This is a genomic window from Archangium sp. (assembly GCF_036277355.1).
Classification (GTDB): domain Bacteria; phylum Myxococcota; class Myxococcia; order Myxococcales; family Myxococcaceae; genus Archangium.
In genome coordinates this window covers 1-13,757 of sequence record NZ_DASUNC010000094.1, presented here as the reverse complement: position 1 = coordinate 13,757, position 13,757 = coordinate 1, and the positions used below count along the sequence as shown (strand labels likewise).

The window sequence follows — 13,757 nt, the reverse complement described above, 5'->3', positions numbered from 1 at the left end:
CGCGTCGTGTCCGCTCCTGGGAGGCCATCCCATTTCCGGACAGCTTCACTGCCCGTCGTGGAGGCGAGCGGCCCTCTTCACGCGCGTCGCGAGGCCTTCTTCGCCGCGGGTTTCTTCGTCACGGATTCTTTCGCTCGGGCCTGCTTCGGCGTGGCCGTCTTCGCCTTCGCCTCCGCGGGAGCGGACTTCTTCTTCGCGGCCGGCTTCTTCTGCGCGGCGCGCAGTGAGGCCTCCACGGCACGGCGGGCCCAGGGCAGCAGCGCGTGCGCGTCGTCGCTCGCATCCGCCGGAGGCGTCCAGTACGACATGGTGACGGGCTTGCGGCCCTTACCCGCGTCGTAGACGAAGGGCTCGCTTCCCGCGGCCTCGAAGGCGGGGCGCGTGGTGTCGTCCGTCTTGAGGTAGAGCCGGTCCTCGATGATGAGGCCCATCATCCTTCCGGCGTGGTACAGGCCCCACCCACCGAACATGGCGCGCGCCTGCACGGGGCCCAGCGGCTCCAGCAACTCCAGCGTGTACTCCACGTAGCTGTCCATGCGCGCCATGCCGTGTCCTCCGTGTCACCCCATCATGGGGCCGATGTCGTCGCGGTGACCACGCCCTTGTTCACCGGAGGCGGGGCGTTGGCCACCACCGCCGTGTGCTCCAGCATCGCGTCCAGCTCGCTCCTCGGCAGCCACTGGCCGCGCACCATCACCCCGGCGATGTCCCGCGTGTGCTTCACGTCCTGGAGCGGGTTGGCCTCCAGCAGCAGCAGATCCGCGCGCCGGCCCTCGGCCACCGTGCCCCAGGTGCCCGCTTCACCGAGGTACTCCGCCGCGTTGCGCGTGGCCGCCTCCAGCACGCCGTAGGGCGGAATCCCCGCCGCCGCCAGCGCCTCCATCTCCCGGTGCACCGCGAAGCCCGCCACCATGAAGAGCTGCGGCGAGTCCGAGCCCACCAGCAGCTTCGCCCCCGCCGTGTACAGCTCCCGCGCCACCTGCCGCCGCAGCTCGGCGAACTGACGCTTGCGCCCGGCCGGGGCGCCCGTCATCTGCGAGTCATTGGCCAGCATCTGCGTCCACGCCTCCACGGACGCCTGCTTCGCGTAGCGCAGCTCCGGCCGCGTGCGCAGGGCCTCCACGCCCTCGGGGCTCGTCACCGTCTCGAAGAGCGCCAGCGTGGGCGAGCTCCACACGCCCGCCTTCCGCGTGGCCTCCGCCAGCGCGGGGATGCGCGCTGGCTCCATCCGCGCCAGGGGCTCGCCCACCTCCACCTGGCCTACCTCCATGCGCGCGCCGTCGTTCTCCGGCAGCAGCTCGTTCAGGTACCCATCCAGGTGCTCGAGCTGCTGCCCCGACTCCAGGGCATGGAAGAGGCCCACGTCTGGCGTCACGTGGCCGCTCACCGCGAGCCCCTGCGCACGCGCTTCGGCCATCATCGCGTCGTACGTCTCGCGGCCGAGCGAGCCGTGCGTCTTCAGCAGGTCATACCCGGCCGCCTTGTACTCGCGCACCCGCTGGCGTGCCTGCTCGGGGCCCTGCACGGACTTGCCGTGCAGGGACGGCGCGGCGACGCGCAGCGTGGGCCCGAGCACCTCGCCCCGAGCCACCCGGTCCCTCACCACCCGTGAGGTGTCCTTGGGGCCGCCCAGGGCCCGCGCCGAGGTGACGCCATTGGCCAGCAGCAGGGCGAGCACCTGTCCGGCGGGGTCCTCCGGCTGGCCCGTGCCCGGCACCAGGTGGAGGTGCATGTCGGCGAGCCCCGGCATCAGGTAGCGGCCCCGGCCCTCCACGCGCGCCGCGCCCGAGGGCACGGGCGTGGCGTCCACCGGGCCCAGGGCCACGATGCGCGCTCCGCGCACCACCACCGTCTGGTGGACGAGCAGGCGCTCGGAGTCCATGGGCACCACGTTCACGTCCACGAAGGCCACCGTGTCCTTCGCCGGGGGCTCCGCCTTCACGGAAGGGTGGGCCATGCCGCACCCTGTCATCCAGAGCGCCAGGCCCATGGCCACCGAGCGTGGCCGCCATGTCTCTCGCCGCATGTCGTGTGCTCCCCCTGTCCCGGGATGCCCGGGCGCGGCCCCAACATGCCTGCCTGCTGGCTTGTTCCCGGTGCCAGCGGGCGAGCAGCGAGGCCGGAAATGATTTGGAATAGTGCAAGGGGATTCCGTCGTTTTCGCGCGGCCTACCCATGATCCTGCCCACGCTCTTTCTTCTCGCTTCCGCTCCGGCAGTTCCCCCCGCTCGCAACACCGTGGCTCCCGAGATTGGCGTTCCCTTCGCTTGCGGCCGTGTGTTTCCGGTGAGCCAGGGGCACGACACGGGCAGCCACCTGCAGAACGACACGTACGCCTGGGATTTCCGCATGCCCGTGGGCACGCCCGTGGTGGCGGCCGAGGACGGCCTGGTGCGCATGGCGCGCGGGGACAGCACGCAGGGGGCGTGTGACCCGAAGATGGCGCAGTTCGCCAACTACGTCGTCGTCGCCCACGATGGCGGCCTGGAGACGCAGTACCTGCACTTCAGCGCCGTGGTGGTGAAGCCCGGCGAGCGCGTGCGCAAGGGACAGCTCCTGGGCTACTCGGGGAACACGGGCTGGTCCTGCGGCCCGCACCTGCACTTCAAGGTGGCCCGCGCGGTGGGCACCGGGTGGAACAACCCCTCCATTCCCGCGCTCATCTCCGGGTATGGGGATCCGGTGCGCGACACGCTCATCGCCGCGCCCGCGTGTGGGAAGAACCAGGACATGCCGGTGATGGCCGCGAACGATCCGCGCGCCAACGCGCCGCTCGCGCCCGCCACGGACGTGCTGCGCGAGGGCGAGCAGGCCGCCGGTGGTATTCCGTCCGGAGCCCGCTCCATCCTGGAGAAGGTCTCGCGCACGGCGTCCGAGAGCGCCCGTCAGCGCGAGCAGCAGCCCGAGGCGCGCGCCTCGGACGGTGCGGGCGGCTCCCGCTAGCGCGCTCCGTCAGCGGTCCGCCACGGGCGTGGCCGCGGGGAGCGTGAGCGCGAAGTCCCGCATCCAGAAGCTCAGCAGGGGCTGCTGCCCCGCGAGGCCGAGCGCGGCCAGGGGGCTGCTGTCGGGGATGGACCAGGAGCCCCGGAGCAGCCGGAGCGAGGTGGAGAAGGAGTCCTTCGTCTCGCAGACCTGACCGTGGATGGAATAGAGGTCCGGCAGGAGGAAAGGCAGCCGGGCACGGCGAGGCAGGCCGGGGAGGAGCTCGAAGCGAGCCTTCCCCAGGAGCCGCCCCCGCTCATCCCACGCGGCGCCGGAGAAGCCGCCGCCGGGAGGACTCCGGTCGAGCTCGAAGCGAGCCATCTCCTTGGGCAGGTTCCACAGCGCGCGTCCGCCGCGGAGGGACTGCTCGCTGTCCACCCAGATGAGAGGCGTGGCGGAGCCGTAGCGCCGGGCGCCCCGCTGCTTCACGACGATGCCCATGGCCAGCTCGCCGTAGGTCAGCATGCCGCCGGGCTCGTAGTCCACGAAGGCCCCGGTGACGAACATGCGGCCCGCGACGACGACGGGCTCGAAGACCGGATCCACCTGGAGCGAGCACCGGTGGACGGGCACGCTCCAGGCGGACATGTACACCTGCCCGCGCAGGGTCCACGGCGCGGGCGGGTAGTCGACGGGTGTTGCATGGGGAGAAGACGAAGGCTGGATGTCCATGGTGGTTCCCCTGAGAAGCTACACGGAGCCTGGCTGTTCCGCTTCAGCCTGTGATGCCGTGCATCATGCCACGATGCCTGTTCTTTTCTTTCGAGCGCCTGCTTCTAGGGCTTCTGGCAGGTTCCTCGCACCTCGCCATCTTTCTTACATTTCAAGCCCAGGCTGATATCGCAATCCCTGTCGCGTGTGCAGCCCATGTCTACTGGGCAGTCATAGGCGCGGCCTTGGTCCATTCCTTTTAGCTTGAAGTCGCTTGACTCTATCGATGAGATGATTGCCTTGTTGCCATAGCCCCCTTTGTCATCGTTTTTGAGTATGACTTTCTCGCCATCGTGATGCGCAGTGATTTTGAAGCCTCGGGGACCGCGGCTTGCATTGATGGCGTCCGTGATTTCGGAGGCCATTTCCGATTTTGAGTCGAAGTCGACAGGGGGGAAAAAAATTTGGCGGCGAGAGTCTACGGTTGGCTTGTCGCCTCTGTTGAATTCAAAAGTCAATCGCTTGAAGCCGTCGCTTATGGAAAGGATTTCGCCGTCGTTGATGAGAGTGCCGCGTATGGCGGTGATTTCTCCAATGGCGACGGCGGCGTCTTGAGCTTGCGTGCATGTGGCATTGCATGTGCCACATGAGTCCGTGTTGCCATCATCGCATGCCTCGTCCCCTTCTTTGTTGCCATCGCCGCAAATGATTGGCTTTTTCTTGCATGTGGTGAGGCAGTTTTCGGGATCGCTACGGAAGTCACACTCCTCGCCAGCGCTGGCGTTCACGATGCCGTCGCCGCATTCGGGCCGCGTGCAGTCGAGATCACAGACATCGGTTTCCTTTCCAGGGTCACATGTTTCAATGCGCGGCGCCTCGTGATCCTCGTGCCCATCGCCGCAGGTGGCCAGCGTGCAGTTGTTGAGGCAGTTGTCCTCATTGCTGTCATTGTCATCGTCGCACTGTTCCCCAGCGCTGGCGTTCACGATGCCGTCGCCGCATTCGGGCCGCGTGCAGTCGAGATCGCAAACGTCGGTTTCCTTTCCAGGGTCACATGCTTCAATGCGCGGCGCCTCGTGATCCTCGTATCCATCACCGCAGGTGGCTGACGTGCAGTTGTTGAGGCAGTTGTCCTCATTACTGTCGTTGCCATCGTCGCACTGTTCTCCGGCGCTGACATTGACGATGCCGTCGCCGCATCTGGGCCGCGTGCAGTCGAGGTCACAGTCGTGGGTCTCTCCTCCGGGATCACACTCCTCGACGTGCGGTTCCGTGCGATCTACATGTCCATCACCGCAGAGGGCTGGGATGCAGTCGTTGAGGCAGTTGTCCTCGTTGCTGTTGTTGCCGTCGTCGCACTTCTCCTCGGCATCGATGACTCCGTTGCCACAGGTCTCCTTGGAGCGGCATCCGATGCTGCATCCTCCTGGTGCCGCATTGTCGCCGTCGTCGCAGATCTCGCCCTTGATGGTGTCTACGAATCCGTTGTCGCACGTCTCATTGGACTCGCAGGTGCTGTTGCAACCGTCTCCATCATCCAGGTTGCCGTCGTCACATGCTTCTCCATTCTGGGTGATGCCGTCTCCGCAGTTGCCCTTGATGCATATCTGGTGGTCGGCGGAGCATCTGTACCCGGCGGGGCATGCGAGGTCGGGTCCACAATCCACGCTCGTAGGCTTGAGGCAGGACTGGAGTGGCAGGGCCAGGAATGCCACCGCGAGGATGGGAACGAGGCCAGGACGAACAGCGGTGGGGTTTTCTCGTCGCATCGTGCACCTCAGAATCGGAAGATGGCCAGGACGCCGTTGGTGCCGCCGAGGAGGGGAATGAGGTTCACCGTCTCCTCTTTCTGGCCCGGGTCCATGGAGATTGGCTGGGGCTGATTGAGGTAGAGCAGCACGGCGCCAGTGACGAGCGCTGCTCCACCCAGGCCATAGGCGCCAAACGCAGTTCGCTGCAGGGTGTCTCCCCTCGCTCGTGTAGCCGCGAGACCGTCAGGTTTTGGGTCACAGCCTCCGCACTGCAGGATACCGGTATCAAAGACGCTGTAATCCTTGCTGGTCTGCTGGTGCAGAAGACCACCGCCCGCAGCCATGGCCACGCCGGAACCCATCACGGCCCAGGGCATCCAAGCGGGCCACCGCCTCTTGTACTCGATGAGGTACGGCTTCAGCTCGAGAGTCACCTTCTCCCCGGGCATCAATGCTCGGCTCTTGTCCGAGGTCATATAGCCCTTCTTGAAGGCGAGGATGCTGTGGGCCCCGGCACGTACCAGTCCCTGGTACTTTCCAGGCGCTTCGAAGAGCACCTGGCCATCCAACGTCACCTGGGCTCCGGGTTCATCGCAGGAGAGGGTCAGCCGTACGAGCTGCGCATCCAGGAGTTCCTTGTACTGGGTGGCGCTCCCGAACTTGTCTTTCCCTAGAGGCTCCGGCCCGTAGTGCATCGCCGATGTCAGGTGCTCGTGGGCCTCGATGGGCTGGTTGAGCTTCATCAGTGCCAGCGCGAGATTGTAGTGGATGGCCGGGTGGTTCCAGTGACGCAGGGCCTTGACGTACTTTTCAGTGGCTGCGGCGAAGATGGACTCGCTCAGCGCGGCGTTTCCCTCGTAGAACAGCTCGCGCGCGGTCTTCTGGTCCTCCTGACTGACACCTTGGGCCCAGTGGCTCGCCCCACCCACGAGTTGTTGGGTCTGCGCGGTCGCCCCATTTGTCCACAGCGCGAGCACGGTCACCACGATGCCAAGACCAAGTCTGGTCTTTCTCCTGAGGTTTCTCATGGTCACCCTCGATTCAGTCCTTCAATTCCTTGATGAACTCGCCGATGTCCCGCTCCAGCTCTTCGACGCGTTTCTTTTCGCGTTGCAGCAGCCTCTGGGCCTCATCCCTGGCCCGGCGCGCCTCCAGGGCCATCTCTTCGGCGCGTTTCTTGGCGGCTTTGGCCCGCAGCTGAGCCAACCTGGCGCTCCTCAGCGCTGACTTCAGCTTGCTGTTCGACCCGAGCAGGTTCTTGTTGGCTCGCTCCAGCTGTTCACTGAACTCCTCCGCCTCCTGCTGCGCCTTCAGGCGCTCCAGCTCCTTGGTCTGGACCTCGGCGAGACGCTGTTTGGCCTGCGACTCGGCCTCGCGTGCCGTTGCCTCGGCCTCGCGCGCCATGATCTCCGCCTTGCGCGACACCGCCTCGGCTGCTTGTGCTACCTCCGCCTGGCGCTCGGCCTCCTGCTGTGAGGTGCGGATGATCACCAGCGCCACCGCCGCGGCGATGACCAGCAGCACCAGGAATACCGTGGAGCCAACCACCAGCGCCCGCTTCAGCCGCGTGGACCGGACCTCCTGGGCGAACACCGCCTCGAGGAAGTCTCGCTGCAACTGCGGCAGCTCCCCCCTGTACCTGCGCTGGAAGCGCCGGGCCTCCTCCACCATCTCGCCGCGCCACAGCAGGTTGCCGTCGAAGTTCTTCGCCTGCCATTGCCGGGTCGCGTTGCGCAGCTGCTCCAGGAAGCCCGCGTCCTCCTGGCCCTCGTCCAGCCAGCGCTTCAGTGTGGGCCAGCTGTGGATGAGCGACTCGTGGACGAGCTCCACCGTCGCGCCCGTGGCCCCGCCTCCCGTCTGCACCACCAGCAGGCGCGCCTGCACCAGGTGGTCGATGAGCCGCTGCATCTCCCCCGTGTCCTTCGTCAGCTCACGCAGCTCGTCCGCCGACACCAGCGCGCGGGTGCGCTCGGGCGTCACCAGCCGCAGGAAGAGCGCGCGCACCAGCGTCCGCTCCTGCGTGGTCATCCCCGTGAGCACGCTGTCGGCATGGCTCGCGAGCGCCCCCGCGATTCCTCCAATGGCCGCGTAGGCGCTCGTCGTGAGCAGCTTGCGCGCCGGGTCCCTCGACTCCCACAGCTGCGTGGCGGCGAACTGGAGCAGCGGCAGCGCGCCCTGGGTCGACTCCAGGTGCTCCAGCATGTTGTCCACCATCGCCGGTGACTCGAACCGGTAGCCCGCCCGCTCCGCCGGTTGCACCAGTGCGTCCCGCAACCCCTCCCGGTTCGGCGGCGTGAGGAAGTAGAGGCCCTGGCTCAGCTCCGCCATGAAGCCCTCGTCCTCGGGCACCCGGTCCAGGAAGTCCGAGCGGATGGAGAGCACCACCCGGATCGGCGAGGTCGCGTCATCCGCGATGCCCGACAGGCACGCCGTGAACGCCAGCCGCTCCTTCGCATCCGGCACCAGCGTGTACAGTTCCTCGAACTGGTCCACGAACAGCAGGATGTGGTGCTGCGTCCGCCTCGCCCGGCTGCGCAGCACGTTGCCTACGTAGCCGGGCTCGTTGCGCAGGTGCTCGATGAGGAGCTTCTGCTCCTTCAAGTCCTGCTCCACCGAGTCCGACGAGCTCACCAGCGGCGCCATCATGTTCGCCAGCGCCGACAGCGGATTGCGGCCGGGCCGGATGACCAGCGCCTCCCACGGTGTCCCCGAGCGCTTGAGCACAGGCACCAGGCCCGCGCGCACGAACGACGACTTGCCCGTTCCCGAGGGTCCCACCACCGCCAGCAGCGGCCGGTCGTGGATGCGGTTCACCAGCGCGGCGATCTCCCGCGTGCGGCCGAAGAAGCGGTCCGCGTCCGCCTCCTGGAAGGAGCTGAGGCCCGCGTACGGGCTCTCGTCGATGCGCTGCTCGCGGTTGTAGCGGCCGGGCAGGAAGGGCTCCAGGGCGCGCAGCAGCGACAGCGCATCCGGGAAGCGCTCCTCCTTGTGCTTGAGCAGGCACCGGTCGACGATGGCCGCCAGCTCCGGCGGAGCGTCCGGTATCACCTCGCGCAGGCGCGGCATCGGCTCGTCGAGCAGCGCCGTCACCGCCAGCTGCGGTCCCCCCATGCTGCCCAGCGGGTGCTGCGCCGCCAGCATCCGGAACAGCATGATGCCCACCGCCCAGATGTCCGTGCGGTGATCGATGGCCACCCCGTTGCCCCACTGCTCCGGGGACATGTACGCCATGGTCCCCAGGATGGCGCCGCGGCGGGTGAGCTCCTCGCCATCCTCCTCGATGAGCCCCACGAAGGTGTCCGTGGCGGCCCCCACCGAGGGCTCCTCGCCCTGGAGCACCTTGGCGATGCCGAAGTCCAGCACCTTGATGGCGCCCGAGTCCGTCACCAGGATGTTCTCCGGTTTGAGGTCCCGGTGGACGATTCCCTGCTCGTGGGCGCACGCCAGCGCCCGCACCACCGGCACCATCAACTCCACCGCGCGCGAGGGCGGCAGGCGCTGGCCGGCGATGAGCTTCTTCATCGGCTGGCCCTGGAGGTACTCCAGCACCATGAAGGGGCTGCCCTGGTGCTCGCCCACCTCGTAGATGATGACGATGTTCTCGTGGCTGCACCGCGCCGTGGCCCGCGCCTCGAGGATGAAGCGTTTGGTGAGATCCGGGTCCTCGGTGTGCAGGAACTTGATGGCCACGCGCCGGCCCAGCCGCGTGTCACGCGCCAGGAAGACGGTGCCCATGCCGCCGCTGCCCAGCTCGCGGATGAGCTCGTAATGCTGGATGCGCGTGCCCGGTGCGAGCCCCCCCTCCAGGGACACCGGCTCCAGGCCCGTGCGCGTGGTGCGCAGGGCACTGCTCGCGTGCTTGCTCATGTCTGGCCAACCCCCCGAGGCGGCATTCCCAGACGGGAACGCACGCTTCCTGCCGCATCGGCCTCGTGCCGGCCGATGCCCTGAATGTGAGATGGAGTGCCGGGGATGCTGCTCCTGCCCGGGCTGTCAGTGAATGCGGGAGCGGCGTGCTTCAGCGGGCTCGCACATGGGATGTCCCTCTTCTGGCTTTACCGGCCTCCCAGCCGCCCATCCCCATCCACCTGCACCCCAGGGAGCCTTCCGTGTCCGTTGTGGGGCAACACTCCCGACATGATGGGCACGGTTGCTTCCTCGCCTATCCCCGTCCGCGGTACAGGAACAGTGTTGACCGTAACAACATCCCCATGAAGCGTCCGGGCACGGCCCACGACATGGCCGACGCGGCCTTCTTCCTGGCCACGTGCGACTACGCCACCGGCATGGTGCTCGACGTGGACGGAGGCTGGACGGCGGTGTGAGCCGTCCGGGTGAGGGCGAGCAGGGCGCGGGCGGCCTCGCGCGGGGGACGCAGGCTGTCCTGCACCGTCTCTCCCAGCCGGGTGCCGAGCGCGCCCAGCCGCGTGAGGAAGTGCTCGAGGCCCGCGCGGCGCACGCCCCGGGTGGTGCCCGCGAGGCTCGCCGAGGCCAGCAGCGCCCCGGCCCCCGCCAGCAGGGCGAAGAGGGCTCCCGCGTTGAGGAAGTAGTCCAGGCCGAGCAGCGGGCCCTCGACGTACGCGCGCACCACGCGGTAGCCCACGTGCCCCAGCAGCGCGAGCAGGGGCAGGTTGATGAGCGGCAGCAGCAGCCAGCGCGCCGTGCGCCACCAGCGGGCCACCGTCTCTCCCACCGCCGTGGTGACGGTGTAACGCCAGGCGCTCGCCCGCGCGGACTTCAGCTCCGCCAGCACCAGGTCCACGTCCGGCAGGCCCAGGGACTCCGGGGACAGGCCGCTCGCGTGCGCGAGGCTCCGGGCCTCCGTCAGCGCGGCGCGCGCCGCTGCCTCCACCGCGATGTCGTCCTCGAAGGGCTCCACCACCGCCGTCTCCGCCGCGCGGGCCCGCGTCTTGTCCCGCACCGCGTCCAGCACCGTGGAGGTGGCCGCCACCGCCAGTCCCACCGGCAGGCTGCGCCGCGCGAGCAGCGTCGCCGCGCCCAGGCCTCCCGCCCCCACGTACGACAGCCGCATGCCCCATGCCGCCGGGCCCCAGAAGCGCCCCGCCGCCTGGGTGCGCACCTCCGAGGCCAGGTGGCCCTGCGCCAGCTCCAGCCGCGCCTCGAAGTCCGTCCTCAGTCCCTCCGAGGTGCGCGCCAGGCCCGACTCCAGCGCCGTGCGCGTCCGGGCCAGCGTGTCCTCCGTCTCCTTCAGTGCCGCCTCCACCCGTGAGGCCAGCTCCTCCAGCGCGCCCCGGGCGTTGGAGCGCCGCACCCGCTCGGCCACCGCCTGCGTGCCCAGGGACTTGAGGTGGAAGAGGAAGGCGCCGAACTCGCCAGAGGGGTCCTGTCCCCGCTGCGCCGCCCGGCCGCTGATGGCGAAGACGGGCACCGACTCCAGCGCCAGCCCGTACTGCTCCGCGGCCAGCCGGCGCGCCTGGGACTTGAGGGCCTCGCGCGAGTCGGCCGACAGCTCGTCCGCGAAGTTGATGAGGAACACGAGCGCGCGGCGCCGGGCGAAGCCGGCGAGGAACTCGGCCTGGGTGGCCTCGGCCACGCTGCCCCGGTGCATCACCACCAGCGCCACGTCCGCGCGCTCCAGGGCCGCGCGCGCCACCTCGCGGTGCACGGTGGCCACGCTGTTGAGGTCCGGCGTGTCGATGAACACCTGGCCGCTCCACATGCCCCGCGGGCCCGGCGTGTAGCGCACCACCCGGGCGCCCACCTGGGCCAGGTCCTCCAGCCCGGCGCCCTCGGGGGCGAAGACGGTGGCGGCGGTGCTGGTGGGCCGGTCCTCTCCTTCTCGCGCGAGCGCCTGTCCGGCCAGGGCATTGAGCAGGGTGGACTTGCCCGCGCCGGTGGCGCCCACCAGGGCCACGGTGAGGGGCGCGTCCTTGCGCTCCAGGCCGCGCGCGTAGTCCTGGCGCAGCCGCTCGAGCCGGGCCGCCTGGGGCTTCAGCGAGGGCAGGGCCAGCGCGGCGGAGAGCAGCGGTTGGAGCGCGTCGGGGTCGGGCAGGGTGTCGGGCGGGGTGTTCACGGGCCCAAGACTCGCCAAGGCGTGCGCCGGTGCACAGTCCAAAGCGTCGGCACCTTTCCTTCAGTGGGCACTCGTATCCTCTGGGCAACTCGTCTTCCGGGGACGCCCTCATGGTGAAGAGCCGTGTACCTCCCAGCCGTGGGAGCGCTGTCGGCAGCGGTGCGGGCTCGTTGCTCCTGGCGCTGATGGCGCTGGTGCTGCTGGGGGTGTGGGCCCGAGACCGGCCCGGTGCGCGACATGGTGACCTGGGAGCGGCTGTGCCGGGCCACGATGCGCGCGGCCTCCAGAAGAGCCGCGACTTCTCGGGGATGGACTATGGCGCGGTGCGAGCACAGATGATCGCGGACGCGAGGGCGGCCCTGGCGTACTACGGCGAGACGCTGAACATCCGCCGTCCTGGGCTCGAGGGCCGAGTGAAGGTGCGGCGGGTCCGCCTCATCTACGAGGGCGGCGCGCTCAAGCCCAGGGATGAGCGCATCATGAGGGAGGCCTTGCACGCCACCAAGGCGACAGTCCCAGGAGTGGAGGTGCTGTTCCGATGAAGGTGCTGAGCGTGCATGACTTGAAGCCGGAGGACAGCCTGCTGCTCACGTTCGAAGGGGCCAGCAAGCCACGGATCGCGTTGAAGAAAAGGCTGGAGCCATTCCTGGATGCATTCGAGAAGAACGCCGAGGGGTGGATGCCGGACGTTGTCAATGGCAAGCGGCAGCGAAAATACTCCCGTCCCTCCTTCTTCCAAGCCCTGGAAGAGCGGCGAGAGGGAAACCACACGTTCATCGGGCTCTACCGCACGGAGTGGCCCGCCCTGGACGGTTGCTTCGACCTCTGGCTCTCACGCAAGCCTCCCGGACTGGAGGTCTTCCTCCGCGTGCAGCCGCTCTCCTTCTTCGCGGATGAGCAGCGCTGCCTGCACTTCGTGGAGATGGTGCGTGCGTGGGCCTCTCATTACCCGGTTTCCCATGCCGTGGCCCACAGCGATGCGGACAGGGTGCTGGCGGGAGATCCTCGCTTCGGCCGTGATGAGCAGACCTACTTCCGAGACGGTTTCGACAAAATCTACGAGGTGTTCTGGCTGAACGTCTTCGGCCCCCGACTGGTGGAGGAGGTGGGCCGCGAGCGCATGCTGTCCACGCCGGCATGGCGGGTGGAGGAATTGCCCAATGGTTGCGTGCTGCTGGTGACCTGGCCCACGGCGGCGGACTTCGCCAGCGAGGAAGCCCGCATGGCCCAGGCCCGGGCACATGCCCACCTGCGGCCGGACCTCGGCTTCGACACCGTGCTGCGCACCCTGCGCGAGCGCAGTGCCACGCTGGCCCCCGTGGAGCCGCGCTTTCCTCCGGACCTGGCTCCGTTGCTCTCGCGCGTGGTGGACGCGGCGGCCGTCCACGAGCGCCAGCGCACCATCGCCGGGCTCAACGCCTGGCGGCCGCCCGAGCCCGAGGAGTGGCTGCCCCTGGACGCCGCCCTGCCCCCGGACGTGGCGGACCCGGAGCGCGTGCTCGAGCAATACCGCCTCCACGCCGAGCACCTGGTGGCGCTGCTGCACACCCCGGTGCCCTCCGTCTTCAAGGCCACCCCCGAGTCGCTCACGGACGTGGACGCCTACTTCTGGCGCGACGACTTCACCCGGGGGCGCTCGAGGGAAGCCATCGACGAGCACCTGGTGCCCGCCGTGGGGGCCTACCTGGGCGAGGTGTTGGTGGAGCACCTGGACGGGCGGTGGATTCCGCGCAAGAAGCTCATGGAGGCCCAGGTGCTCGCCGGGGGCCGGGTCTGGTTGCCGATGAAGCGCGCCTGGCGCTACCTGCGCTCCCGCCAGTCGCTGCTGGATTACTCCCTCACCCAGCTCTACCGCGAGGCCGAGCGCCACCGCTCCTGAGTCCGCCGGCAAACGCACGAAGGGCCATCCTCGAGTGGTGGAAAGGACGGGGCCCCAGCCGGGCTGCGTGACCTGATACGTTGAGGTCCTCCGAGGTAAGCCCCGCGTGTCCACACATCCGCCCGTCCCCAGTCCCGAGCACCCCATTGTCCGCGGCGTGGTGGCCGCCCTGCTTCCGCCCGATGACACGCCGCCGCTGCCGGTGGGCACCCGCATTGGCGGAGACGTGGTGGAGGGGGTGCTGGGCCGTGGCGGCTTCGCCACGGTGTACCGGGTGCGCAGCCAAAGCGGCTACGTGTCCGCCCTCAAGGTGCTGCCCCTGGACCAGGGCCCCGAGCGGGCCGAGCGCGCCTGGCGGGAGATGGCGCTGGGCGCGCGCCTGAACCACCCCAACCTCGTGCGCCAGTTGGGCGCGGGGCAGTGGCCCCTGGAGAACCCGCGCTACCTGTGGGTGAAGATG

General features: G+C 68.8%; 10 protein-coding genes and 1 pseudogene. 4 read left to right on the top strand and 7 right to left on the bottom strand.

The features are described 5' to 3' along the window. Positions 1-77: 77 nt before the first annotated feature. Both VFZ09_RS24365 and VFZ09_RS24360 read right to left on the bottom strand, forming a co-directional pair. Entirely contained in the window at positions 78-545 is a 468-nt protein-coding gene (locus VFZ09_RS24365) for a TfoX/Sxy family protein (protein ID WP_329730039.1), read from the bottom strand. 23 nt (positions 546-568) lie between these two features. After that, positions 569-2,026, bottom strand: a complete 1,458-nt coding sequence (locus tag VFZ09_RS24360; RefSeq protein ID WP_329730038.1) for an amidohydrolase family protein — start codon at positions 2,024-2,026, stop codon at positions 569-571. Between the two features lie 260 nt (positions 2,027-2,286). Between VFZ09_RS24360 and VFZ09_RS24355 the strand changes: the two genes are divergently transcribed. Continuing rightward, a complete protein-coding gene (locus VFZ09_RS24355) occupies positions 2,287-2,943 on the top strand; it encodes a M23 family metallopeptidase (RefSeq protein WP_329730037.1) in 657 nt (218 codons plus the stop codon). Between the two features lie 9 nt (positions 2,944-2,952). On the opposite strand, the gene VFZ09_RS24350 is transcribed toward VFZ09_RS24355, so the two are convergent. From VFZ09_RS24350 to VFZ09_RS24330, 5 genes are all read right to left on the bottom strand, one after another. After that, complete coding sequence (locus VFZ09_RS24350) at positions 2,953-3,654, bottom strand: acetoacetate decarboxylase family protein (protein ID WP_329730036.1); 702 nt, start codon at positions 3,652-3,654, stop codon at positions 2,953-2,955. A gap of 104 nt (positions 3,655-3,758) precedes the next feature. Further along, the gene (locus VFZ09_RS24345; RefSeq protein WP_329730035.1) at positions 3,759-5,402 is read right to left on the bottom strand and encodes a DUF4215 domain-containing protein; all 1,644 of its coding nucleotides are present in this window, start codon (positions 5,400-5,402) and stop codon (positions 3,759-3,761) included. Positions 5,403-5,410: 8 nt separating this feature from the next. Then, positions 5,411-6,412: a hypothetical protein gene (locus VFZ09_RS24340; RefSeq protein ID WP_329730034.1), complete on the bottom strand. Its 1,002-nt coding sequence runs from the start codon at positions 6,410-6,412 to the stop codon at positions 5,411-5,413. A 13-nt stretch (positions 6,413-6,425) separates the two neighbouring features. After that, the gene (locus VFZ09_RS24335) at positions 6,426-9,251 is read right to left on the bottom strand and encodes a serine/threonine-protein kinase (protein ID WP_329730033.1); all 2,826 of its coding nucleotides are present in this window, start codon (positions 9,249-9,251) and stop codon (positions 6,426-6,428) included. A gap of 406 nt (positions 9,252-9,657) precedes the next feature. Continuing rightward, positions 9,658-11,418 (bottom strand): GTPase, encoded by a 1,761-nt coding sequence (locus VFZ09_RS24330; RefSeq protein ID WP_329730032.1) that lies wholly within the window; start codon positions 11,416-11,418, stop codon positions 9,658-9,660. A 110-nt stretch (positions 11,419-11,528) separates the two neighbouring features. Between VFZ09_RS24330 and VFZ09_RS24325 the strand changes: the two genes are divergently transcribed. From VFZ09_RS24325 to VFZ09_RS24315, 3 genes and pseudogenes are all read left to right on the top strand, one after another. Further along, positions 11,529-11,960, top strand: coding sequence for a hypothetical protein (locus VFZ09_RS24325; protein WP_329730031.1), 432 nt, complete (start codon positions 11,529-11,531; stop codon positions 11,958-11,960). Continuing rightward, the gene (locus VFZ09_RS24320; protein ID WP_329730030.1) at positions 11,957-13,297 is read left to right on the top strand and encodes a hypothetical protein; all 1,341 of its coding nucleotides are present in this window, start codon (positions 11,957-11,959) and stop codon (positions 13,295-13,297) included. The genes VFZ09_RS24325 and VFZ09_RS24320 overlap by 4 nt, the downstream gene beginning before the upstream one ends. Positions 13,298-13,403: 106 nt before the next feature. Continuing rightward, positions 13,404-13,757: pseudogene (locus VFZ09_RS24315) on the top strand (hypothetical protein); the annotation flags it as partial.

Excerpts from the sequence above, each read along its gene's own strand:
- VFZ09_RS24365 (WP_329730039.1), bottom strand. The coding sequence starts at position 545 with ATGGCGCGCATGGACAGCTACGTGGAGTACACGCTGGAGTTGCTGGAG.
- VFZ09_RS24360 (WP_329730038.1), bottom strand. The coding sequence starts at position 2,026 with ATGCGGCGAGAGACATGGCGGCCACGCTCGGTGGCCATGGGCCTGGCG.
- VFZ09_RS24350 (WP_329730036.1), bottom strand. The coding sequence starts at position 3,654 with ATGGACATCCAGCCTTCGTCTTCTCCCCATGCAACACCCGTCGACTAC.
- VFZ09_RS24345 (WP_329730035.1), bottom strand. The coding sequence starts at position 5,402 with ATGCGACGAGAAAACCCCACCGCTGTTCGTCCTGGCCTCGTTCCCATC.
- VFZ09_RS24340 (WP_329730034.1), bottom strand. The coding sequence starts at position 6,412 with ATGAGAAACCTCAGGAGAAAGACCAGACTTGGTCTTGGCATCGTGGTG.
- VFZ09_RS24335 (WP_329730033.1), bottom strand. The coding sequence starts at position 9,251 with ATGAGCAAGCACGCGAGCAGTGCCCTGCGCACCACGCGCACGGGCCTG.
- VFZ09_RS24325 (WP_329730031.1), top strand. The coding sequence starts at position 11,529 with ATGGTGAAGAGCCGTGTACCTCCCAGCCGTGGGAGCGCTGTCGGCAGC.
- VFZ09_RS24320 (WP_329730030.1), top strand. The coding sequence starts at position 11,957 with ATGAAGGTGCTGAGCGTGCATGACTTGAAGCCGGAGGACAGCCTGCTG.